This is a genomic window from Mesorhizobium sp. M1078 (assembly GCF_040318615.1).
Taxonomy (GTDB): domain Bacteria; phylum Pseudomonadota; class Alphaproteobacteria; order Rhizobiales; family Rhizobiaceae; genus Mesorhizobium.
The window spans coordinates 108,125-130,265 of sequence record NZ_JAMYMP010000002.1 but is presented as its reverse complement, the minus strand read 5'-3'; the positions used below and the strand labels follow the sequence as shown (position 1 = coordinate 130,265).

23 protein-coding genes are annotated in these 22,141 nt (G+C 63.0%); 12 read left to right on the top strand and 11 right to left on the bottom strand.

Features of this window, described 5'->3' with window-relative positions:
* Window positions 1-6: 6 nt before the first annotated feature.
* The 4 genes from NKH38_RS04815 to NKH38_RS04800 form a co-directional block, all read right to left on the bottom strand.
* On the bottom strand, window positions 7-939 hold the full coding sequence (locus NKH38_RS04815) for a substrate-binding domain-containing protein (RefSeq protein ID WP_023687083.1): 933 nt from the start codon (window positions 937-939) through the stop codon (window positions 7-9).
* 394 nt (window positions 940-1,333) lie between these two features.
* The gene (locus tag NKH38_RS04810) at window positions 1,334-2,263 is read right to left on the bottom strand and encodes an ABC transporter permease (RefSeq protein ID WP_352760854.1); all 930 of its coding nucleotides are present in this window, start codon (window positions 2,261-2,263) and stop codon (window positions 1,334-1,336) included.
* Complete coding sequence (locus tag NKH38_RS04805) at window positions 2,260-3,804, bottom strand: sugar ABC transporter ATP-binding protein (protein WP_050589233.1); 1,545 nt, start codon at window positions 3,802-3,804, stop codon at window positions 2,260-2,262. Before NKH38_RS04805 ends, NKH38_RS04810 begins: the two co-directional genes overlap by 4 nt.
* Window positions 3,805-3,942: 138 nt before the next feature.
* The gene (locus tag NKH38_RS04800; RefSeq protein WP_023729292.1) at window positions 3,943-5,100 is read right to left on the bottom strand and encodes a fumarylacetoacetate hydrolase family protein; all 1,158 of its coding nucleotides are present in this window, start codon (window positions 5,098-5,100) and stop codon (window positions 3,943-3,945) included.
* 176 nt (window positions 5,101-5,276) lie between these two features.
* Between NKH38_RS04800 and NKH38_RS04795 the strand changes: the two genes are divergently transcribed.
* The 6 genes from NKH38_RS04795 (at window position 5,277) to NKH38_RS04770 (ending at window position 11,444) form a co-directional block, all read left to right on the top strand.
* Window positions 5,277-6,554 (top strand): NAD(P)/FAD-dependent oxidoreductase, encoded by a 1,278-nt coding sequence (locus tag NKH38_RS04795; RefSeq protein ID WP_352760849.1) that lies wholly within the window; start codon window positions 5,277-5,279, stop codon window positions 6,552-6,554.
* A gap of 96 nt (window positions 6,555-6,650) precedes the next feature.
* On the top strand, window positions 6,651-7,532 hold the full coding sequence (locus NKH38_RS04790; protein ID WP_023747934.1) for an ABC transporter permease: 882 nt from the start codon (window positions 6,651-6,653) through the stop codon (window positions 7,530-7,532).
* Window positions 7,529-8,356, top strand: coding sequence for an ABC transporter permease (locus tag NKH38_RS04785; protein ID WP_502896591.1), 828 nt, complete (start codon window positions 7,529-7,531; stop codon window positions 8,354-8,356). The genes NKH38_RS04790 and NKH38_RS04785 overlap by 4 nt, the downstream gene beginning before the upstream one ends.
* A gap of 25 nt (window positions 8,357-8,381) precedes the next feature.
* Window positions 8,382-9,488: an ABC transporter substrate-binding protein gene (locus NKH38_RS04780; protein ID WP_023668506.1), complete on the top strand. Its 1,107-nt coding sequence runs from the start codon at window positions 8,382-8,384 to the stop codon at window positions 9,486-9,488.
* A 281-nt stretch (window positions 9,489-9,769) separates the two neighbouring features.
* Entirely contained in the window at window positions 9,770-10,369 is a 600-nt protein-coding gene (locus tag NKH38_RS04775) for a helix-turn-helix domain-containing protein (RefSeq protein WP_023684396.1), read from the top strand.
* A complete protein-coding gene (locus NKH38_RS04770; protein ID WP_352760844.1) occupies window positions 10,359-11,444 on the top strand; it encodes an ABC transporter ATP-binding protein in 1,086 nt (361 codons plus the stop codon). The genes NKH38_RS04775 and NKH38_RS04770 overlap by 11 nt, the downstream gene beginning before the upstream one ends.
* Before the next feature lie 440 nt (window positions 11,445-11,884).
* Here NKH38_RS04770 and NKH38_RS04765 read toward each other — a convergent pair whose 3' ends face one another.
* Complete coding sequence (locus tag NKH38_RS04765; protein WP_023684394.1) at window positions 11,885-12,589, bottom strand: SOS response-associated peptidase; 705 nt, start codon at window positions 12,587-12,589, stop codon at window positions 11,885-11,887.
* Between the two features lie 186 nt (window positions 12,590-12,775).
* On the opposite strand from NKH38_RS04765, the gene NKH38_RS04760 reads away from it, so the two are divergent.
* A complete protein-coding gene (locus NKH38_RS04760; protein ID WP_023684393.1) occupies window positions 12,776-13,129 on the top strand; it encodes a nuclear transport factor 2 family protein in 354 nt (117 codons plus the stop codon).
* 89 nt (window positions 13,130-13,218) lie between these two features.
* Here the strand turns inward: NKH38_RS04760 and NKH38_RS04755 are convergent, their stop codons facing one another.
* Window positions 13,219-13,698, bottom strand: coding sequence for an SRPBCC family protein (locus NKH38_RS04755; RefSeq protein WP_023668501.1), 480 nt, complete (start codon window positions 13,696-13,698; stop codon window positions 13,219-13,221).
* Window positions 13,695-14,051 (bottom strand): ArsR/SmtB family transcription factor, encoded by a 357-nt coding sequence (locus NKH38_RS04750; RefSeq protein WP_023684392.1) that lies wholly within the window; start codon window positions 14,049-14,051, stop codon window positions 13,695-13,697. Before NKH38_RS04750 ends, NKH38_RS04755 begins: the two co-directional genes overlap by 4 nt.
* A gap of 165 nt (window positions 14,052-14,216) precedes the next feature.
* Between NKH38_RS04750 and NKH38_RS04745 the strand changes: the two genes are divergently transcribed.
* The gene (locus tag NKH38_RS04745; RefSeq protein WP_023687095.1) at window positions 14,217-14,564 is read left to right on the top strand and encodes an ArsC family reductase; all 348 of its coding nucleotides are present in this window, start codon (window positions 14,217-14,219) and stop codon (window positions 14,562-14,564) included.
* Window positions 14,565-14,702: 138 nt separating this feature from the next.
* Here the strand turns inward: NKH38_RS04745 and NKH38_RS04740 are convergent, their stop codons facing one another.
* The 3 genes from NKH38_RS04740 to NKH38_RS04730 all read right to left on the bottom strand — a co-directional run bounded on the left by NKH38_RS04740 (window position 14,703) and on the right by NKH38_RS04730 (window position 17,331).
* Window positions 14,703-15,059: a DUF488 domain-containing protein gene (locus NKH38_RS04740; protein WP_023704867.1), complete on the bottom strand. Its 357-nt coding sequence runs from the start codon at window positions 15,057-15,059 to the stop codon at window positions 14,703-14,705.
* Between the two features lie 15 nt (window positions 15,060-15,074).
* Window positions 15,075-16,331 (bottom strand): aminopeptidase, encoded by a 1,257-nt coding sequence (locus NKH38_RS04735; protein WP_023684389.1) that lies wholly within the window; start codon window positions 16,329-16,331, stop codon window positions 15,075-15,077.
* Between the two features lie 85 nt (window positions 16,332-16,416).
* Window positions 16,417-17,331 carry a LysR substrate-binding domain-containing protein gene (locus NKH38_RS04730; RefSeq protein ID WP_352760836.1) on the bottom strand — a complete coding sequence of 305 codons (915 nt, stop codon included), beginning with the start codon at window positions 17,329-17,331 and terminating at the stop codon, window positions 16,417-16,419.
* 95 nt (window positions 17,332-17,426) lie between these two features.
* Here NKH38_RS04730 and NKH38_RS04725 point away from each other — a divergent pair, with 95 nt between their 5' ends.
* The 3 genes from NKH38_RS04725 (at window position 17,427) to sbmA (ending at window position 20,254) form a co-directional block, all read left to right on the top strand.
* Window positions 17,427-17,630, top strand: coding sequence for a hypothetical protein (locus NKH38_RS04725; protein ID WP_023692120.1), 204 nt, complete (start codon window positions 17,427-17,429; stop codon window positions 17,628-17,630).
* An 82-nt stretch (window positions 17,631-17,712) separates the two neighbouring features.
* Window positions 17,713-18,870: a YbfB/YjiJ family MFS transporter gene (locus tag NKH38_RS04720; protein WP_352760833.1), complete on the top strand. Its 1,158-nt coding sequence runs from the start codon at window positions 17,713-17,715 to the stop codon at window positions 18,868-18,870.
* A 115-nt stretch (window positions 18,871-18,985) separates the two neighbouring features.
* Window positions 18,986-20,254 carry a peptide antibiotic transporter SbmA gene (gene sbmA / locus NKH38_RS04715; RefSeq protein WP_023704870.1) on the top strand — a complete coding sequence of 423 codons (1,269 nt, stop codon included), beginning with the start codon at window positions 18,986-18,988 and terminating at the stop codon, window positions 20,252-20,254.
* A gap of 26 nt (window positions 20,255-20,280) precedes the next feature.
* On the opposite strand, the gene NKH38_RS04710 is transcribed toward sbmA, so the two are convergent.
* The gene (locus tag NKH38_RS04710; protein ID WP_352760830.1) at window positions 20,281-21,285 is read right to left on the bottom strand and encodes a polysaccharide deacetylase family protein; all 1,005 of its coding nucleotides are present in this window, start codon (window positions 21,283-21,285) and stop codon (window positions 20,281-20,283) included.
* A 193-nt stretch (window positions 21,286-21,478) separates the two neighbouring features.
* Between NKH38_RS04710 and NKH38_RS04705 the strand changes: the two genes are divergently transcribed.
* Complete coding sequence (locus tag NKH38_RS04705) at window positions 21,479-22,141, top strand: tetratricopeptide repeat protein (protein WP_352760827.1); 663 nt, start codon at window positions 21,479-21,481, stop codon at window positions 22,139-22,141.

Sequence of the window (22,141 nt, the reverse complement as noted above, 5' to 3'; positions counted from 1 at the left end):
TCTGGGTTATTTGCCCGACAGGATGTCGTCGTAGACCTGCGCGGTGTCCTTTTCATAGAGCGCGCCGGTGATGACGTTGAAGCCCGGAGGAATGCCTGACGCCGCCATGTTGGCCAGCGACAGCGCGACGTAGCTGGTCGCCTGCGGGTCCTGCCACTGGCCGGCATTGACGTAGCCGGTCAGCACTTCCTGGGTAGTGTCGAGCGAGTTGCCCCAGCCGACGACCGGGATTTCGCCCGGCTTGATGCCGGCCTGGTCGAACACCCGCTTGATCGAGCCGGTGACCAGATCGCCGAGGCCGATGATTGCCTTGACCTTGGCCTTGTTGGCGGTGAGATAGTCGACCATGCGGTTGATGGCTTCGGCCTGGTCGAGGGTCGCTTCGGTGATCTCATAGGTGATCCCCAGCGGTTCGAAGACGCTCTTGATGCCTTCCTCTTCCTGGACGCCGTAGGTGGCGCCGGGGATTTCGACCGGCATCCAGACGAAGTCGCCCTTCTTCACCAGGCCCTTGTCGACCAGATATTGCGCCCAGTGCTTGCCGAAGGTGACGTTGTCGCCGCCGACATAGGCGTCGAAGCTTGCCTTGGGATCGGGCGTGTTGAAGTTGATGATCGGGATCTTGGCCGTGTTGGCTTCCTTGGCGATTTCGATCAGGCTGCCCGGATCGGGGCTGGTGGTGACGATGCCGTCGGCCTTTGCCGAGATCGCGGCGCGCACGGCCTCCTGCTGCGAGGCAACGTCGCCATTGTGGAACGAGGTGTTGACGGTGTTGCCGGTGTCCTTCGCCCATTGCTTGGCGCCGGCCAGGAAGTAGGTCCAGACCGGGTCGGCCGGGCCGCCATGCGAAATCCAGTAGAACGTCTTGGCCTGTGCTGCCGCCGGAACGGCCAGCGCCACAATCAAGCCAAGCACGAGTAATCGTAGCCTCGTCAGCATTTGCTTTCCTCCCATGTTGAAAAACGACCTCCACGTCCGGCGATGATCCGGGCGATGCCCTTGATCCTCTCCTCCTGCCAGCGCCGACCCGGATGCGCAGAGCATCTTCTTTTGCGGCCGATGGCAAGCCTTCATCCGCCCAATGGATGGTGGCGCGATGCAACGCGCCATCATCGATCCCATCAGATCGCATCAGTTAGAGGGCAATTCCAGGAAAAGTGTGAAACGGTTTTCCGTCCGGAATTGAGTCAACCAAGAGATAGAGATATTTCCCGGCAAGCAGGCGGGGCTTAAACTCAGGCGCGCGGATTTTCCTGGAAGCGCTCGGCCTGGCGGTTGCGCAGCACCTTGGCCAGCCGGTCGAGCGCGAGCGCCAGCACCATCACCGCGCCGATCACGAAGGGCTCCATGCGGCGTCGATGCCGAACAGGGTCACGCCGCTCAAGATGACCTGGACGATCAGCATGCCGATCACCGCACCGAAGACGGTGCCGCGCCCGCCGGAAAGCGAGGTGCCGCCGATGATCGCCGCGGCAATCGCCATCAGCACGAAACCGCCGCCTTGGTCGACGTCGGTAACGGGAGAGCCAAGCCACAGCGCGCCCGCCAGCCCCGAGACGATGCCCATCAGCACCAGCGTCTGCAGCCGCACAGCACCTGTCGGGATGCCGGCATAGAGCGCCGCCTGCGGATTGCTGCCGACGGCCTGGATCCGGTAGCCGAAGCGGCTGCGGTGAAGCACGAGGTGCATCACCACCGCCATTGCGACGAAGACAAAGACAGCCGTCGGCACAAGGCCGAACAGCTTGCCGTGAACGATCTCAAAGAAGTCGCCGCCTGGGCTGGCCGGAGCTGTCGCTTGCATCTTGACGGCCACCGCCGCCAGGCCCCGGAACATTGCAAAGGTGCCCAGCGTAACGACGATGGCCGGCAGTCGCAGCGCCACCACCAGCAGGCCGTTGACGAGGCCGAGCCCGGCGCCGAGCAGCACGCCGGCAAGGGCGGCAAGCCACGGGTCGATGCCGGCGGCCAGAAGGAATGCGGTGAGAAGGGCCGCGAGATGGAATATCCAGCCGACGGAAAGGTCGATCTCGCGGAGTGCGAGCACGAACACCATGCCGATCGCCAGCATGCCGGGATACGCAGCGGTTTCCAGCAACGACAGCACATTGGCGTCATCGAGGAAATCCGGCCGGGCAAAGCCTGTAATCGCCACCAGGACAACGAGCCCGATGAGCGGCCTGAGTTCGACGGGCAGGCGAAGGCTGCGCTTCGGGTGGGCAGCCGAACCGGCAAGCTGTAGCATGGGATCCAATCGTGTCATGCCATGGCTCCCACGAGTTTCTTTTTCGGCCGCTCCGCCTCCGGCATCTCGCCGGTGGTGGTCAGTTGCAGCACTGTCCTTCGCTTCATCTCGGCGCCGGACAGCTCGCCGGCGACCCGGCCGCGGTGGAAGACAAGGACGCGGTTGCTGAGGTTGGTCAGTTCGGACGGCTCGACCGAACGCAGCAAAACGATACAGCCATTGGCTGCCATCTGCCGGATCAGCGCATAGATCTTGCGCTTGGCAGCCGCCTCGATACCGCCAGCCGGATTGTCTAGGAGCAGCACTTGCGGCGCCGTCTCCAGCCATTTGGCGACTACGATCTTCTGCTGATCGCCGGCCAGCAGCGAATTCACCGGCGCGTCCGGCAGGCCCTTGATGCGCAGCGCATCGATCTGCCTTGCGGCGGCGGTGATCGCGGCCTTGGGCGAGTAGCGGCGAGACCCCCAGTTGCGGGCGCCGGTAGCGATGTTGCCTATGTTGAAGGCCAGCGACCGGTCGGGCATCAGGCCGTTGCACAGGCGGTTGGCCGGCACCAGGCCGATGCCGCGCCGCGCCGCTTCGGTCGGATTTCCAGGCAAGCCGTAGCCGTCGGGGAGCCGCACCCTGCCGCTTTGCGCCTCGCGCAGGCCAAACAGCATCTCGAACAGGTCTTCAACGCCCGACCCCTCAAGCCCGGCCAAGCCGAGGATCTCGCCGGAGCGGGCGGTGAAGCTGACGCCGGAAATCCGGCCGCCGCTCAGACCCTCCACCGTGATCCGCGGCCTTATCGTGCTGGCATTGGCCGGCAGTGCAGGCGGGAACAGGCTGCCGCGCTGCTGGCCGATCATGGCGTCGATCACATCGGCTTCGCTCAACGCCGAGCGCTCACTTGTCAGCACGTCACGGCCGTTGCGCATCACGGTGACCTGGTCTGCGATCGCAAACACATCCTCCAGCCGGTGCGAGACATAGAGCACGCTCGTGCCCTTGGCCTTGAGGTCACTTAGTACGGTGAACAGGTGCTCGGTCTGGCGCCGGTCGAGCGCAGAATTCGGTTCATCGAGGATCAGCAGCCTCGGGCCTTCCAGAATTGCGCGGCCGAGTTCGACATATTGCCGTTCGCCCATGCCGAGTTGTCCCACAGGAGCGTGGACATCGAGGTCGAGCTTGAGTTGCCGAAGCAAGGTGCGGCTGCGTGCCTCCATCTCGCGCCTGGAGACGAAGCCATTGCGCAACGGCTCGCGATTGACGAACAGATTGGCCAGTACCGAGCGGTCGGCAAACAGGCCGAGCCCCTGGTGGACGACGCCGAAGCTGTGCTTGCGTGCAGCGATCGGGCTGTCGACGGTGACGATCTGGTCGCCGACGCGGATGGTGCCGCTGTTGGGCCGGAGCACGCCGGCAAGCACCTTCACCAGCGTCGACTTTCCGGCGCCGCTTTCACCGACGACAGCATGGATGGTCCCCTGTCCGACAGACAGGTTCATATCCCTGAGCGCGACAACCCCGCCATAACGCATGGCGAGATTGCGCACCGATATCATCGGCAAACCGAGCATGCGATTCGGCCCCCACAGACCGCGCCCCGATCCTGGAGCGAATTTCCGATACAGTCACCCGGATTCCGCTAACAAACGGCTTACAGGAACCGGATAGGAACGTTTATCGGCTATCCGTTCGTCCTGGCTGCTCCGAAATCAGATCAGGTCGGCCTTGGCGAGGTCCCGCATGAGATGGCTGGCGCCGTAGGTCCAGTGCGGGCAATCGGGCGACAGAAGCACGCGGTTCACCAGCGCGCCGAATTTCTCCGACGAGATGGTGACGATATCGCCGATCTTGTGGGTGAATCCCTTGCCCTTCTCGCCGCGATCCTTCGACGGCACGAACATGGTGCCGAGATAAAGCGCCAAGCCGTCGGGATACTGGTGGTGCGGCCCCATGGCGGCCGCGACCAGCTCTTCGGGCGAACGGCTGATCTCGGCCATCGAGCTCGCGCCCTCCAGCGAAAACCCGTCCTCGCCCTCGACCTGCAGCCGCACCGTGGCGCGCTTGACATCGTCGATGGAAAAGCTTGCGTCGAACAACCGGATGAAGGGCCCAAGCGAGGCCGAGGCATTGTTGTCCTTGGCCTTGCCGAGCAGCAGCGCCGAGCGTCCCTCGACGTCGCGCAGATTGACGTCGTTGCCGATGGTCGCGCCGACGATCCTGCCGGTGCTGGCGGCGATCATGGCGATCTCCGGCTCGGGGTTGTTCCAGGTGGAGACAGGATGCAGCCCGACATCGGCGCCGAAGCCGACGGACGCCATCGGCTGGCATTTGGTAAAGATCTCGGCGTCGGGGCCGATGCCGACTTCCAGATATTGCGACCAGGCGCCGCGCTGGATGAGCTTGGCCTTGATCTCCATAGCTTCGGGCGAGCCGGGCTTCAGCTTCGACAGATCGTGGCCGATCAGCCCGGCAATGTCGGCGCGGATGGCGTCGGCCTTTTCCGCCGAGCCGCGCGCCTGCTCTTCGATGACGCGTTCGAGCAGGCTGACCACGAAGGTCACGCCCGACGCCTTCACCGCCTGCAGGTCGACAGGCGAGAGCAGATAGGGCTTTGCCGGGTCGCGGGTAGCCTGAAAACTGTTGGCGGCGATCGCATCGAGCGAACCGATCGGTTTGCCCTTGGCAGAGCGCACGTGTCCGGCCGGATCGACCATCTCGCAAATGTCGCGCACGGTGGGTGCGGTGGTCGAGGTGATGTTGAAAACAATGCCGTCGCGCACGGTGACCACCAGCGGATGCGAGGCATCGCTTGCCCTGGCTCGGCCGATGAAGAGCCCGTCGGCGGGAAGCTGCGTTGGGTTCGTCATGGCTTACGGTCCTTTGATGATCGAGATGGCAGCTGGGCCGCGGCACTTTCACCGGATTCACGCCAAAGGTCTATCCCGTGGCGCAGGCAATTGTCGGTTCTGACATGAGGCCCGCTCTTTCAAAAAAATGAAACTAGCACTAGAATTTTCATTTTCCGCATACTCCAGGTGAAGCCTTGCCCACACCGTTTTCCGTTCCGATCTGGCAGAAGCCGCAGACCGCATCCGCCTTCCAGTTGCTCGTCACTGCGCCGGTCGACGTTGCCATCGTCGGCGGCGGCTTCATGGGCCTGTCGACCGCCTTGCACGCAGCCCGGCTCGGTCTCGGTGTACAGGTGCTGGAGGCCGGCGAGATCGGCCAGGGTGCCTCGGGCCTCAATGGCGGCCAGGTCATTCCCGGCCTGAAATATGATCCCGAATGGCTGCTCGAGCATTTCGGCCCCGAGCGTGGCCAGGCGTTAGTCGATTTCGCCGCCTCGGCGGCGGATACGGTGTTCGATCTCATCCGCGACGAAAAGCTGGCGGTGCCGTTCACGCGCAATGGCTGGATCCAGGCCGCGCATACCGAAACCGCATTGAAAGCGGCGGCGAACAGGGATCGTCAATGGCGGGCGCGTGGCGCCGATGTCCGGCTTCTGAATGAAAGCGAGATCGCCGCTATGACCGGCGCGCAAGGCTATCTCGGCGGCTGGCTCGACCGCCGCGCCGGCATCATCGATCCGCTCGCCTATACAGTGGAACTGGCGCGCATCGCCGCCGCCGCCGGCGCCAGCATTGCCGAGCGGCAGAAGGTGGTGAAACTCCGCAAGGAGGCCGGCCTTTGGCGTGTCTCAACCGAAAGCGGCGCCGAGGTGCGGGCGAAAGCGGTTGTCCTGGCGACGAACGCCTATACCGATGGACTGCTTCCGGGCCTCGCGGAAACGATCGTGCCGCTGCATTCCTTCCAGGTCGCGACCGCGCCGCTGTCATCCAACCTTGCGGCGACGATCCTGCCGGAAGGGCAGGCGGTGTCCGACTCCAGGCGCATTCTCGTCTACTACCGCAAGACAGCCGACGGCCATCTGGTGCTTGGCGGCCGCGGCCGCATGGCGCGGCCGAGGAGCGAGGCCGACTGGGCGCATCTGCAGCTCGCGCTGGTGCGGCTCTATCCGGCGCTCTCCGATGTCGTCATCGAGAAGCGCTGGTTCGGCCGCGTGGCGATGACACCGGATCACCTGCCGCACATCCATGAGCCGGAAAAGGGCCTGCTCGCCGTGGTTGGTTGCCAGGGCAGGGGCGTCGGCCTGATGACCGCGCTGGGAAAACGCATGGCGGGCTACCTCGCGGGCGGCGATGTCAATCAATTGCCGTTCCCGCTGTCGCCGATCCGGCCGATCCCGTTCCACGCCTTCCGCCAGGTCGGCGTCGCCGCGACCATCGCCTGGTACCGGATGCTCGACGCCTTCGGGCGCTGATTGGGCGCCGGTCGCCTAGGCCTCGTGGATTCAGCTTGACAGTTTCACAAATATGAAAAAAGCTAAGGCGATTTCATATTTCCGTTGAGCAGTCCGATGTCGAGCATCGTTGCAACAGAAGCGCCGGCAGGGTCGTCCCGAGGCTTCCGCTTCGCCATGTTGCTGCCGGGCGGGCTGGTCACCTTGTTCCTGATCCTGTTTGCCCTTGGCCTTGTGCTCTTCCTCTCACTTCGCGGCAATGACGGTTCGCTGCTCGGCGCCGGCTTCACGGCAGGCAACTTCATCACCGTGGTCTCCGATCCGCTCTACTGGACGGTGACGCTGCGCTCGCTGGTGATCGCCGGCCTGGTGACGCTGGCGACCGTCGTCACCGCCTATCCCGTCGCCTACTATCTCGCCTTCTATGCCGGCCGCCGCCGCAGCCTGCTTTTGTTTCTGGTGACCCTGCCGTTCTGGACCAGCTATCTCCTGCGCGTCTTCGCCTGGAAGATCGTGCTCGCCTACAACGGCGTCTTGAACTCGGCGCTGATCGAAAGCGGCATCTGGTCGGAGCCGACGCTGGCCTTCCTCAACACGCCGGCGGCGGTGGTCGTCACGCTGGCGCATGCCTATGCGCCCTTCGCCATCCTGCCGATCTATGTGGCGCTGGACACCATCCCGAAATCACTGCTCGAAGCCGCCTCCGATCTCGGCGCCAGACCGTTCACGGCGTTTCGCCGCGTCGTCTTGCCCAATTCGATGCCGGGCGTTCTGGCGGCCGCCCTCGTCGTCTTTGTGCCGACGGTCGGCGACTATGTCACCCCGGCCATGGTCGGCGGTCCCGCCAGCACCATGATCGGCACATTGATCCAGTCGCAGTTCGGCAAGGCCAATGACTGGCCGTTCGGGGCGGCACTTTCAGTCTGCGTGATGCTGGTCATCCTCTGCGTGGTGCTGGTCGCACGCGGCGCCGACCGCAAATTCGGCAGCCGCACATGAGCGCGGCGCGGAGAGATGATGGCCGCGGCTGGCTCGGCGTCTATGTGCTTGCCTATCTCGTCTTCCTCTATCTGCCGGTGCTGTTGATCCCGCTGTTTTCCTTCAACAACTCCATCCAGGCCGCGTTTCCGCTGCAGGGCTTCACGCTCGAATGGTATGCCACGCTCTATGGCAATCCGGCGCTGTCCGGCGCGCTTTTGAACAGTCTCGTCATTGGCGTCGTGGCCGCCGCCGGCGCCACGCTCTGCGGCATCACCGTCTCCTATATGGACCTCTACGGTCGTTCGCCGCTCGCCGCCACCATCAGCGCCATCTCCAGGCTGCCGATCCTGATCCCCGGCGTCATCGTCGGCATATCGTTGCTGATCCTCATCAATCTCATCGGCCTCGGCCCGTCGCGCATCGCCATCGTTCTCGGCCACATACTGGTGGCGCTGCCGACCACCGTGGTGATCATGCGCAGCCGGTTTGCCGCAATTCCGAAAACCATTCGCGAGGCCGCACTCGATCTCGGCGCTTCCGACTGGACGACCTTCCGGCGGGTGATGTTGCCGCTCTCGCTGCCGGCCATCGTCTCGGCCTTCATGCTGGCCTTTCTGATCTCCTTCGACGAGTTCATCGTCGTCTTCTTCCTCGCCGGCACCGAGCCGACGCTGCCGCTCTACATCTGGAGCCAACTGCGTTTTCCTCGCTCGCTGCCGACCGTGATGGCGCTGGGGACAGCTATCCTTGCTGTGTCCGTCATCATCGCCGGCATCGCCGAAATCCTGCGCCATCGCGGGCTGAGCACAGCCCGTCGGACGGCGCCCACCAGTCCAGCCTGAACCATAACAAAAGAGGAGAACCGAAATGGCATTCGACCCGAAATCAATTACTGGGCTGAAATCGATCACTGGCCCGAAATCGATCACTGCAAAGACAGCCCGCACCGGGCTTGCCGCGCTTGCAATCGTCCTGTCGTCCACTGTCGCCTTCGCCGCCGACAAGCTGCAATATTTCACTTGGTCCGGCTATGAACTGCCAGACTTCAACAAGAGCTTCCTGACGGCCCATCCCGATGGCGTCGAGGCCTCGATCTTCGGCGACGACGACGATGCCTTCACCAAGGTCAAGGCCGGCTTCCGCCCCGATATCGCCCATCCCTGCTACGACAAGGTGGCGCGCTGGAACAAGGAAGGCCTGCTGCAGCCGATCGATACCAAGCGCATCAAGAACTGGGATTCGATCTTCCCGGTGTTCAAGAACCTGCCCGACATCCAGGCCGGCGACGGCAAGGTCTGGATGGTGCCGTGGGATTGGGGCAACACCTCGATCCTCTACCGCACCGATCTGGTGAAGAACCCGGAAGCGAGCTGGAACCTTCTGTGGGACAAGCAATATGCCGGCCGCATGGCGACCATCGATGCCGTGCATGACACGCCGATCGTTGCAGCACTTCTGGCCGGCGTAAACCCCTTCGATATGACGCCGGAGCAGATGGACAAGGTGGCGGAAAAATTGCGCGAGCAGCGTCCGCTGCTCTCCAACTACACCACCGACATGACCTCGGTCGAACAGGCGCTGGCCAGCGGCCAGCTGGTCGCCGCCATGACCTGGAACGCGTCGGCAACCTCGCTGAAGAAGCAGGGCGTGCCGGTCGAGTTCATGAAGCCGAAGGAGGGCATGCTGACCTGGGCCTGCGGCTTCGTCATGCTCAAGGACGCCAAAAACGTCGACCTCGCCTATGACTTCATCAACAGCCGGCTCGACGCCGACTCGGGTAAGTACCTGATCCAGGCCTACGGCTATGGCAGCTCGCTGAGCACCGCCTTCGCCGGCGTGGCGAAGGACGAACTGGACAAGCTGCAATTGCCGGCGGACCCGGAGGTGATGCTGAAGACCACCATCTTCACCGGCCCGATGAAGCAGAACGACGATGTGGCGAAGATGTTCGAGAAAGTGAAGGCGGGCGGCTGAGGGATCCATCGCCGACGGTTGCGCTGCCCCTCACCTGCCTGCCGGCATCCTCTCCCCGTATAGTGACGGGGAGAGGGGCGCTGTCACCAGCGATTTCGCAAATCGCAAACGTTGCAGAAATGGCGCCGAGTTTGCGACCAGCCGCTTTCTCCCCGTCACTATACGGGGAGAAATGTCCGGCAGGACAATGAGGGGCAGCGCCGACGGCAGGTAATTGTGACTAATCTCCTGAAGCCCGCGGGTCTTGCCGCCGCGCCAAAGACTGCAACAAGGACCAACTGATGGACATGCTTGAAGCGAAACCAAAGGCCGACGCCGACATTCGCGTCGGCCGGCGCGTGCGGGCGCTGCGGCTGGAGCGCAATTTGTCGTTGGCCGAGCTGGCAGCAAAAGCCGGCGTCTCCATCGGTGCGCTGAGCCAGATCGAGCGCGGCCTGTCTTCGCTGCGCGTCAAGGTGATCTGGCCGCTTGCGGCCGCGCTCGACATCGAGCCTTCGGCGCTGATCACCGACGGCAACGAAGCCGCCAACGATCTCTATTGCGTGCGCGCCGACAAAAGGCGGCAGCTCCCGGTCAAGTCGGAAGGCATCGCCAAGGCGCTGCTGTCGCCGCCGGGCGCGGCGCTGACCGGCCTCTTGGTGACCGTGGAAGCCGATGGCGGCACGGCGGAAGCCTATGCGCATATCGGTCACGAGTTCGGCTATGTCCTGTCGGGCGAGGTCGAACTGGTGGTGGACTCGACAAAATACGTGCTGAAGAGCGGCGACTCCTTTGCCTTCAAGAGCACGCTTCTGCACGCCTTCCGCAATCCCGGCACCGAGCCTTGCCAGATCCTCTGGGTCAACACCACCAAGCCGTCCGAGGTTCGCGATGGCGCCTGACGCCCTGGTGCGGCTGGACACGGTCTCGAAGGTTTTCCCCGGCGGCATTGTCGGGCTCGATGCCGTCGATCTCGATATTATCAGCGGTGAGTTCATCACGCTGCTCGGGCCGTCGGGCTGCGGCAAGACCACCAGCCTGCGCGTCATTGCCGGTTTCGAAAGCCCCTCGGGCGGCAAGGTGCTGCTCGATGGTCGCGACATCACCGCGCTGAGGCCCTTCGAGCGTCCCGTCAACACCGTGTTCCAGGATTATGCGCTGTTCCCGCATATGAACGTCGCCGAGAATGTCGGCTTCGGCCTGTCGCTGCGCAAACTGTCCGGCGCCGAGCAGGCAAAGCGCGTCCGCGAAGCCCTCGACATGGTCGGCCTCGCCGACAAGCTCGGCGCCCGCGTTTCCGAACTGTCGGGTGGCCAGCGCCAGCGCGTCGCGCTCGCCCGAGCCATAGTCTGCGAGCCGCGCGTTCTGTTGCTCGATGAACCGCTGTCGGCGCTCGATGCGCATCTGCGCGAACAGATGCAGGTCGAACTGAAGCGGCTGCAGTCGCGGCTCGGCACCACCTTCGTCATGGTCACCCACGACCAGACCGAAGCGCTGTCGATCTCCGACCGCATCGTCGTCATGAACAAGGGCCGCATCGAGCAGATCGCGCCGCCGGCTACGCTTTACGACCGGCCGGCGACGAAATTCGTCGCAAGCTTCATCGGCACCATGAACCTCTTGCAATCGCGCTTCATCGGCCGCGACGGCGACCGCCTGCGCTTCGCCGCTGGCGGGCTTTCGCTGGAAGCAACATCTGAAACCGGCGACACACCCGGCGAAGGCACTGAGCGCACCATCGGCGTTCGCCCCGAGGACTTGCTGGCCACCACCGATGCCGCCGCCGGCACCGCGCCGGCGCGCGTCAACTCCATCGTCTTCCACGGCCGCACGCTGCGGCTGCATGCTGAGCTGGGGCAGGGATTGCCGGTGGTGATCGATGCGCCGCGCCAGGCCGAGGGCTTTCAATTCAGCGTCGGCGACGTGGCGCATATCAGCCTGCGCCGTGGTGCCAACTGCCCTATGCTGCGAAGCTGATCCAACCCAATCCCTTCATCGACGGTTGGATTTAACCTGCTGTGAAGATCGCCAAGGTGGAATTAAGTGTGAATTGACTCGCAAAGGAACATATTCCTACTTTGCGGGATGCCCGAACTAAGCACCCGACCGCGCCGAAATGTGCAAACCCTCTGCTTGGCGCATGAAGTCGGGCAGCTAATTCGTGTTCGATGTCGGAACTGCAACATCACTCGACACTATCTGCCTGGCGATCTCGCAAAGCTGGTTGGTGATATCCCCTTTTGGGATGTGGAGCGGCACATGCGGTGCGAGCGCTGCAAAGGTCGTGAGCTCGATGCAGGCATCATTCTGCCAAGCGCTGCTGAACGCCTTAAAATTCGCGTCAGACGTCTTGTCGAAATCCGCATGGTTCGCCGGGTAATCTGGCGAGACGACGATTGAGGAGAGCCGATTTCGGGCTAAAACAGAGACCCTTGGGCCGGGGCCTGTGGTGGGAACTTGATCTGTGTGGCTGGCTTCTCAACGATCACCAACGCGTCGTTGGGCGCCGTCCGCTGCAAACGCCGTGCTTCCGACCATGGCGCCGTCAGCCAAGCCTCGGTTTCCTCCGGCGTGGTGAGGATCACGGGCATAGCCTTCTCATGTATCGGCGCAATGAGAGCATTAGGCTTGGTGGTCATGAAGGCGTATAGCTCGAAGTCGCCGGGACCGTCCTTGACCTTTCGCACGCCCTGCCAAGACGTCCAGAAACCAGCGAAGAAGAACAGCGGCCGGCTCTCGCCACGGGCAAACCAGTAATTTCGCTGGATTCCTGTTTCCGGGTCTTTATCGTTCGCCGCAGGGCTGGGCTCGGCAAAGCTGGTCACCGGCACGACACATCTGTGCTCGACGCCCACATATTGCTGCCAGTGCGAATATTGCGGATTGCGAACGTTGGTGGTGCCGTAGTCGGCCTTACCTTTCATGCGCTCGGGCGGCGTTGGCAACCCCCAAAGCAGTTTCGCCAGTTCACGCTCCCCATCCGTCCTGTTGCGAACGACAAGCCCAGGTTGATTGGGATAGACATCAAGCGAAGGTTCGAGGTTGCCGCTGATATCGCGCAATGTGCGGGTCCATTGGCGGACCGCCTCTTGCGTCGTCGTGATGTTGTAGAGGTTGCACATGCACCCAGCATTGCGGAATTGGCTTTTGTCTGCAACCGAAGTCGCTGTCCGACGCCGCCGCAATCGTCGTCACACAGCCGCGCTATATCATCGTCCTGACACACCTTGTCAGCTGTCGTGCGGGTAAAGGTGGCGGGCCGGCAAGCGCTTCCCTACTTCAAACCAGTCTGAACAGGAGGAACACACATGACCATCGCGGATGTTGCCAAGGATTTCACTGAAATGCTCCAGCAGGGGGATCACCTGGGTGCTGGTGAAAAGTACAATGCCGATGATATCGTCAGCCTCGAAGCCATGGAGGGGCCGATGGCCATCGCCCGTGGCAAGGAGGCTCTCAGGCAAAAGGGCGAATGGTGGCAAGAGAACCACGAAGTCCATGGCGGCTCTGTCGAAGGCCCCTATGTCAACGGCGACCAGTTCGCGGTGCGCTTCAAGTTCGACATAACACCCAAGGCGACCGGCGAACGGGTCACCATGGACGAGGTTGGCCTGTACACGGTCAAGAACGGCAAGATCACCGAAGAGCGCTTCTACTACTGAGCCCGGGTGCCGTAGGGTTCCGGCGCACTTCGCTGCACGACCCAAAAACCAGGCGGCCGGGACAAAGTCCTGGCCGCAGTGGGAAAAGCTCAAATGGTCTTCACATACTGCGCCAACTGATCGGCCACCGTGCCCCAGCCGTCGAAGAACCCCATCTCTTCATGATTGTTGCGGGTAGCCTCGTCGCGATGGATGGCCGTTGCCGTGTAGCGCGTGCCCTTGTCATCCGACTGAAGCGAAATGACTGCGGTGATGAAGGGCTCGCCGGAGGGCCGATAGCCCGGCAGCAGCGCATCGGTCCACACCAGCCGCTCGTTCGGCACGATCTCGAGATAGCAGCAATGGCGGTCGTTGACCTCCTTGCCGTCGGGCGATTGCATGCGCGTCCGGAACAGTCCGCCCGGACGAAGGTCGATCTCGCAATCGGTGATCAGCCAGGGCTTGGGCGTGAACCATTGCTTGACATGCTCCGGCACCGTCATCGCGCTCCACAAGAGTTCGCGCGGCGCGTCGAGCTTGCGCTCCAGCACAAGGTCCAGTCTGGGGTCGGGCTTGAAGGGATAGCTCACTTTTCTTGCTCCTTGAGGCTCATCACATAGGCGTCGAATTGATTGAGTCGGCGCTCCCACAGCGTGCGCTGTTCGGCCAGCCAGTTTTCGGCGAGCTGCAGCGGTTCGGGCGCCAGCTGATAGGTCCTGGTGCGGCCGATTTTTTCCGATCGCACCAGACCGCAGCCTTCCAGCACTTTCAGATGCTCGATGAAGGAAGGCAGCGCCATCTCGAAAGGCTGCGCCAACTCGCTGACCGAGGCCGGACTGCGGTTCAACCGCTCGACCACGCGCCGCCGCGTCGGGTCAGCCAGCGCGCGGAAGATGCCGTCGATCGGCGGGAGACTTGTAGTTGGGGCGTGGAGGCTTGGCATGGGCGATCCTGAGGTCCGTCGACGGGTATAGAAAGATACTTAGGAAAATTCCTTAGTATTGGCAAGCCCTAAAAATGGGCTGATGTGACCGGGGTGCTGGCAAAGCGGGAAGGACGGTTTTAGGCTGTCCGGCGGATTCGACCACCAGCCCAAGGGAAGTGCGTTTTGACGATCACCATGTACGGCATCACCACCTGCGACACGATCAGGAAGGCGCGCACCTGGCTGGAGGGCCACGATGTGCCTTACCGTTTTCACGACTACCGGGCCGAGGGGATAGAGGTGGGCAGACTGGATGGATGGATCGGCAAGGTTGGCTGGGAAAAGCTGCTCAACAAGGGCAGCACGACCTTCCGCGAACTGCCCGACAAGCACAAGCAAGGGCTCGACGAGAAGAAGGCCAGGAAGCTGATGCTGGCCAACCCGACGATGATCAAGCGCCCGGTGCTCGAGGTCGGGGATGAGATTTTGGTGGGGTTCAAGCCGGAGGCTTATGAAGGGGTGGTGAAGTAGCGTAGCCCTGCCTCGTCAGCCTATGGCGTAGCAAGGAGCGAAGCGACGCAGCGCAGACACGAGGATGACGAACGCGTGGAGGGCGATCGCTAATTGTGAAGGCTTTCGCTTGCGGCGTATGCAGCGGTTCGCTGTCTCTCAACCCGTCCAGCGCAAATACCCCGCCAACGCCACCGCATTGTTATGCGCCTCGTCATGTGCGCCATAAAGCAGCGTCACCTTGGCCTTGCCGAGCAAGCCACGCAGTTTCGCCACCGCTTCTCTATTCCCATCCAGCTCGACCGAATACCGCACCTGAAACTCCGCCCATCGCGCCGGCTCATGTCCGAACCACCTCCGCAATTCATCGCTCGGCGCGATCTCCTTCAGCCACAGCGTCAGCGCGGCATCCTCCTTGCTGATGCCGCGCGGCCAGATGCGATCAACCAGCACCCGCTGCCCATCATCGGGCGCGGGTGCTTCGTAAATTCGCTTGACCGTCAGGTCGAAGGCCATCCGCCCTCCGCGAGCTTACGCCCACTCACCCTTGCGCATCACCGGCACCTTGCGGCCATCCTTGTGCACGCCGTCTATGTCGATCTTGTCGGAGCCGATCATCCAGTCGATGTGGATAAAACTCTTGTTGCCGCCGCGCTGGGCGATTTCGTCCTGGGTGAGCGAGGCGCCGTCGACGAAGCATTTTGAATAGCACTGCCCGAGCGCGATGTGGCAGGCGGCGTTCTCGTCGAACAGCGTGTTGAAGAACAGCAGGCCGCTGGCCGAGATCGGCGAGGAATGCGGCACCAGCGCCACCTCGCCGAGCCGGCGCGAACCCTCGTCGGTGTCGAGCACTTTCTTCAGCACGTCCTCGCCCTTCGAAGCCTTGGCCTCGACGATCCTGCCCTCTTCGAAACGCACCGAGATATCGTCGATCAGCGTGCCCTGGTAGGACAGCGGCTTGGTCGAGGATACACGGCCGGAGACGCGCCGTGCATGCGGCGTGGTGAAGACCTCCTCGGTCGGGATGTTCGGATTGCAGGTGACGCCGTTCTTGGCAGTCGAGGCGCCGCCCATCCATTCATGGCCATCGGCCAGCCCGACGGTGAGGTCGGTGCCCGGGCCGCTGAAATGCAGATCATGGAAATTGTGCTCGTTCAGCCACTTTGTGCGGCCGCGCAGCGCTGCATTGTGCGCCGTCCAGTTTGCGATCGGGTCTTCCACATCGACCCGTGATGCCGAAAAGATCGCATCGGCGAGCTTCACCACGGCGACATCGTCGGCATCGCCGGGGAAGACCTGTTTTGCCCAGGCGAGATCCGGGTAGGCGACGATGTTCCAGTTGATGTCGAAGCCGGTGATCTTTTCCAGCGCCGGCTGGTAGGCCATCGAGTTCGCCTTGTTGGCGCGCGCCACTTTCGCCGGGTCCTGCGCCGACAACAGCGACGGGTCCTCGCCGCGCACGGCAAGCCGCGCCGCATTGTTGGAAAAGGCCTTCGCCATGCCTTCATACATCCAGCCGGCGGCGCGGTCGAAGCCGGCATCCGCGCCGTAGCGGAAGCGCGCCAGCGTGATCTCGTCATCGTTGAAGATCGGCGTCACCAGGCCGGCGCCCGCTTTATAAGCGTGCTCAACGATGCGCCTGGTCAGCGGCAGTGCGGCGATCGACGAGGTCAGCACCAGATCCTGCCCCGGCTGCAATTGCAGCCCGACCTTGATGGCGACTTCCGCCAGCCTGTCGAGCTTCACCGGGTCGATCGTTGCGGAAACGCCGCGCGAATGTGTGGTCATGATCCTGCCTGCCTTGGTCCGGGAGTGAGAGTTCCAACATAGGCCGGCGCGGCTGTCCTTTCCAGCACCGTCGCGACGGACAGCCCTAGGCAGCGCTTTCCAGCGCGCTAAACTGCGCCACGGTCGCCGCGATTTCCTCGCGGATCCAGATCTTGAAATCGCGCACCTTGCGGCTTTCGGTCTTGGTCGCCGAGGTCACCAGCCAGTAGCCGAGGCCGCTCTGCGCCCGCACGCCGAAAGGCGCGACGAGGCGGCCGTCGGCCAGCGCATCGGCGGCCAGCAATTGCCAGCCGAGCATGACGCCATGGCCGGCGATCGCCGATTCCAGGCACAGCATCGGGTCGGTGAAGCGCGCGCCCTTGCGGAAGCTGACCGGCTCGGCCCCGGCAGCCTTGAACCAGCTCTCCCAGTTGATCATCGCCCGTTCGTCGGTGATGGCGCAGGTCTGCGCCAGGTCTTCGATCGACTTCAGTTTCTTGGCGATCACCGGCGCGCAGACCGGAAAGACTTCCTGCGCCAACAAAAGTTCCGCCCGGCCGCCCGGCCATTTGCCGTCGCCAAGCCGGATGGCGATGTCGATGTCGGAGCGCTCGAGATCGGCCAGCCGCACCGAGGCGTCGATGCGCAGCAGCACGTTGGGATGGCGGTCGAAATGCCGCGACAATCGCGGCAGCAGCCATTTCGAAGCGAAGGCCGGCGCCACCGAAACCACCAGCGTGCACTGGCTTGCCTCGTCCGCCAGCGCCACCGCTTGCGCCAGCTCGCGAAAACCGGCGCCAAGCCGGGCGGAAAAAACCGTGCCGAACTCGGTCAGCACCAGCCCGCTCGCCGTTCGTTCGAACAGCGCCTGTCCAAGCTGCCTTTCGGTGCGGTTGATCTGCTGGCTGACGGCGCTGACGGAGACGTTGAGCTCGCCGGCAGCGGCCGCCAGCGAGCCGAGGCGGGCGACGGTTTCGACGGCGCGCAGGCCGTTGAGATGGACGCGGTTCAGCATAGCCATTCCAGTTTTTCTAAACCGGCGCGGCCGAAATCTCAATTGAAAGACGGCGAGACAGGGCAGATTCTAGCGAAGACAACCAGACCGAGGAGGCGAGGATGGTGACGATCGTATCATTGCTCAAAGTCTTTGCCGCCGGCTACACGCGGCGGCGCCATGACGGGGATGTCCTCAATTGGGTGACCGATCCGCTGTCGCATCCCGTGCTCGACACCATGTCGGAGCGCGAACTCGGCGACATGCCGTTTCGCCTGACGGCGCGCCGCACCGCCTACGAGACCGGCGCAATCGGCTGTGGTTGAGATTCTTAGACATTAGTCGCGAGCCACTGGCCCAACACAAAGCGGATTGTTTCGGCGGCCGCCAAATCTATTGTGCGCTGCAATGAACGCTGCGCCATCACCCTTGCGTCTAGCCGTAGCCGGCATGATCGCCATGGCCGTCGCCATGGGCATTGGCCGTTTCGTCTACACGCCGATCCTGCCCGGAATGATGGAAGAACTGCATCTGTCGCCGGCCGATGCCGGCTGGATCGCGTCGGCCAATTATCTCGGCTACCTCGTCGGCGCGCTTGCGGCGGCAGGCGGCTGGGCGCATGGGCGCGAGCGCCTGCTGATGTTTGGCGGCCTTGCCGCCAGTGCTGCGCTCGCCGCCCTGATGGGGCTGAGCGAGACGATGACCGCCTTTGTCGTCCTCCGCTTCCTTGCCGGTCTCGCCAGCGCCTTCGTCATGGTGTTCATGGCCTCGATCGTCTTCGGTCACCTGGCAGCCGCCAACAGAAGCGACCTGCAGGCGCTGCATTTCGGCGGCGTCGGCCTCGGCATCGCGGCATCCTCAGCGCTGATGGCGGTTCTGGTCACCGAACATGCCGGCTGGGCTTCGGGCTGGCTGTGGTCGGCAGCGATTTCCGCCGGCGGCCTTGCGATGGTCGCCTTGCTCGCCGGCGGCACCGCACCTGGCCGCGGCGTGGCCGACCGCGAACCGGCACTGCCGAGGGACCGGTCGTTGGCAAAAGTCATCGTTGCCTACGGCCTGTTCGGCTTCGGCTATGTGGTGACGGCGACCTTCCTGGTCGCCATCGTGCGCCAGGGCGGCGGCGGCCGCGTCTTCGAGGCAAGCGTCTGGATGGTCACCGGCCTTGCCGGCTTTCCCTCGGTCTGGCTGTGGCAGAAGGTAGCGGCACGGATCGGGCTTTATACCGCCTATGCCTTGGGCTGCCTGGTCGAGGTGGTCGGCGTCACCGCCAGCGTCGCCATCGGCGGCACCGCCGGGCCGCTGCTGGCGGGCGTCCTGCTCGGCGGCACCTTCATCGCCATCACCGCGCTCGGCCTGCAGACGGCAAGGCAGCTCGTGCCGGAGGCGCCGCGCCGGATTTTTGCGCTGATGACCGCTTCCTTCGGCATCGGCCAGATCGTCGGCCCGATCGTCGCCGGACTGCTGGCGCAAGCCTCGGGCAACTTCTTCCTGGCCTCGATCGTCGCTGCTGGCGTATTGCTGGTATCTGCTGGGATCACCTGGTCGGCCGCGCCAAAATCGCCATGATTGTGGTCTTGCTCGATGCCGGGCATCGGGTACGGGCATTTGCTTTCCACCTAATGTGTGACTTTATGCCCGCCGAACCCCGCTGATTTGCGCACCGACCGAGGATTTCACCACAGTGTTCGTATCCTTCTTCCCGCAGCCGAAGCTGTTTTTCATCTCGGCCGTCGTCTGGACTGCGGTTCTCGTGGCAGCCTGGTTCCTCGGTGCTGACCAGCTTGGCGCGTTTCTCGGCTTGCCTCCGGCTCTTGCCGACGCGCCGCCCATCATAGGCGTCTCGGTGTTCTGGTCGCCTCCGTTCCTCTGGTTCTACATCTACTATGCGCTTGGCGTTTTGATATTCTATGGCTTCTGGCACTGGTATTCTCCGCACCCGTGGGACCAATGGTCTATCCTCGGCAGTTCGCTGCTCCTGTTCACGACCTACTTTCAGGTGCAGGTAAGCGTGGCGATCAACGCATGGTATGGACCATTCTGGGACCTCATTCAGGGCATCGTTAGCAAAACGGTCAAGGCAACCGAGGCTGATCTTTACGCTCAAATAATCACTTTCCTCGGTATCGCTCTTGTCGCGGTTACCGTGTTCGTTTTGACAAACTTCTTCGTCAGCCACTGGGTGTTTCGCTGGCGCACTGCGATGAACAATTACTACATGTCCTATTGGCCGAAGCTGCGCCATATTGAGGGCGCTGCACAGCGTGTGCAGGAAGACACGATGCGGTTTTCCAAGATAATGGAAGACCTTGGCACTAGCTTCGTCGATTCCATCATGACGCTTATCGCTTTCATGCCGATCCTGCTCAGTTATTCTAAGCATGTCACAGAGTTGCCATTGATCGGTCATGTTCCTCAGCCGCTGGTTTTGGCTGCGATCTTCTGGGCAGTCTTCGGTACAGTCATCATTGCGACCGCAGGCATCAAGCTTCCTGGCTTGCAGTTTCGTAACCAGCGCGTCGAGGCAGCATATCGCAAGGAACTCGTCTACGGTGAGGACGATCCGGCCCGGGCGCAGCCGCCGACCGTCGCGGAGCTGTTTGCGAGTGTGCGGCAAAACTACTTTCGCCTGTATTTCCACTATGTGTATTTCAACGTGGTCCGCTATCTTTATCTTCAGACCAACAACGTCTTCTCCTACTTCCTGATGGTGCCTTCCATGATCGCTGGAACGCTGACGCTGGGTCTCATCAACCAGGTCAGTTCAGCCTTCAGTCAGGTAACCAACTCATTCCAGTATCTCGTCAATTCTTGGTCGACGATTGTCGAGCTTCTGTCAGTTCACAAGCGCCTTCGCGCCTTCGAGGCGACGATTCGCGGCGAGCCGCTGCCCGACATTGACCGCCACTTCATGGAGCGTCAGGAACAGGCAAAGGAACCCGACCCGGCTTGATCCTATCTGCATAGACGGTTGGCGGCTCAGCCGCCCACCGCCGCCTGCCTCTCGCTACCACGTTGCCGCTGCACATAATCGCGAAAACTGATGCATTCGACGTCGGCTTTCACGCACGTCTCGTCGGCAAAGCGCTCCAGCGCGTTCCAGTAGGCGCCGTTGTTCATCAAGGTGAAGTGGAAGCTCAGCACCAATGGGATGCGCTTGCCCTGATATTGCTTGTCGAAGGCAGCACGGAAGGCCTGGTAGGTCCGATCGCTGAACTCGGCTGCCTGGCTCGGCCGCTCGAAGCCGCCGGAATGCCGGACATAAAGATTGTAGTCCATGGCGATCACCGGCCTTGAGTTCGGGCCTTCCGGGATCTGCGGCAGCGAAAAGCGGGTCAGGCCGCCGCCGGTCGGCGGCTCGACCGGGCCATTCGAAACGCCGCTGGCGTCATAGTGGTAGCCGGCTTCACCCAAGGCCTCGTAGAGCCCTTTGCCGGTCGAGAGGTAGGGTGCGCGAAAGCCGACAACGGCATGGGCGATAGCGCGCCAGCCTGCCGGCTCGGGCGCAATGCCGTTGATCGCATAGGCGTTCTCCAGAATGTGCCCGAACGAGGCGAATTCCTTCAGCCAGTCGGCCTTGCTCCAGTCCTTGCCGTCGAAATGGCCGCAGCCATGGCTGGCAATGTCATGGCCCTCCGCAGCGGCAAGCCCGATCTGGTCGAGTCGGTCCGCGACTTCCTGCTTCGAGACGGCAAAGCCGATGTTGGATTTGCCCGCGGACCTGGCCGGCGCGGTGTATTCGGCCCGCGTCTGCGGCGACAGCAGGAACACGCAGGACAGAAAGTAGGTGAAATGCGCGCCGGTGCGCTTGGCCAGTGCCCGGCTGCGCTGCCATTGCGAAATCTCGCGGGCGCTGTCGAACGAGATGATGACGATTTGCTTCGGCTTTGCCGGGGCCGGCGGCGCCGGCGGGTCGGCGAAAGCCGCACCAGCCGTGGCAAGCACGGCTGAGGAAAACGCAACAACGCGGGACAAACGTAGCATCGGCAATCTGGGCTTGATCTGGAGGCAGTCAAAGCCGGCTATCGGCAAAATGTGGCGTGGGTGCGATCAAAGTCGGCAGCTATGCGCCCGGCGATTAGCCGATTTTCCTGCCCAGCCCCTTCCATGCCCGCGAAATTTCGCTAAAACGCGGGCTCAAGAAGCGCCCCTGTTGGGGCAGCAATGGTTTTGATTGATGTCCGACGACAGTTTTATCCGCGAAGTCAACGACGAGATGCGCCGCGAAAAGGCGCAGGCGCTGTGGGATCGTTTCGGTCCGGCGCTGCTTGGCCTTGCTATCCTGGTGGTGCTCGGCACCGCTGCCTTCGTCGGCTACCGCTATTGGGATGAGACCCGCGCCAACCGCTCGGGCGATGCCTTCTCGCAGGCGCTGAAGCTTGCCAATGACGGCAAGAGCGACGAGGCGCTGACCGCCCTCGAACAGCTGGAAAAGGACGGCTACGGCGCCTATCCGCTGCTCGCCCGCATGCGCGCGGCAACCGTCAAGGCCGACAAGGGCGACTTTGCCGCCGCCGTCGCCGATTTCGATGGCGTCGCCGCCGACAACGCCATTCCCCAGGGCATTCGCGACATGGCGCGCCTGCGGGCCGCCCTGCTGCTCATCGATCACGGCTCCTTCGCCGACGTCTCCAGCCGCGTCGAGGCGCTGACCGCCGACAACAACACGCTGCGCCACACAGCGCGCGAAGCGCTCGGCCTTGCCGCCTGGAAGGAAGGCAAGACCCAGGATGCGCTGAAACTGTTCGACCAGATCGCCGCCGATGACGGCGCCCCGCGCAACGCGCGCCAGCGGGCGACGCTGATGTCGGAATTGATCCGCGGCTCGGGCGCGTCATGA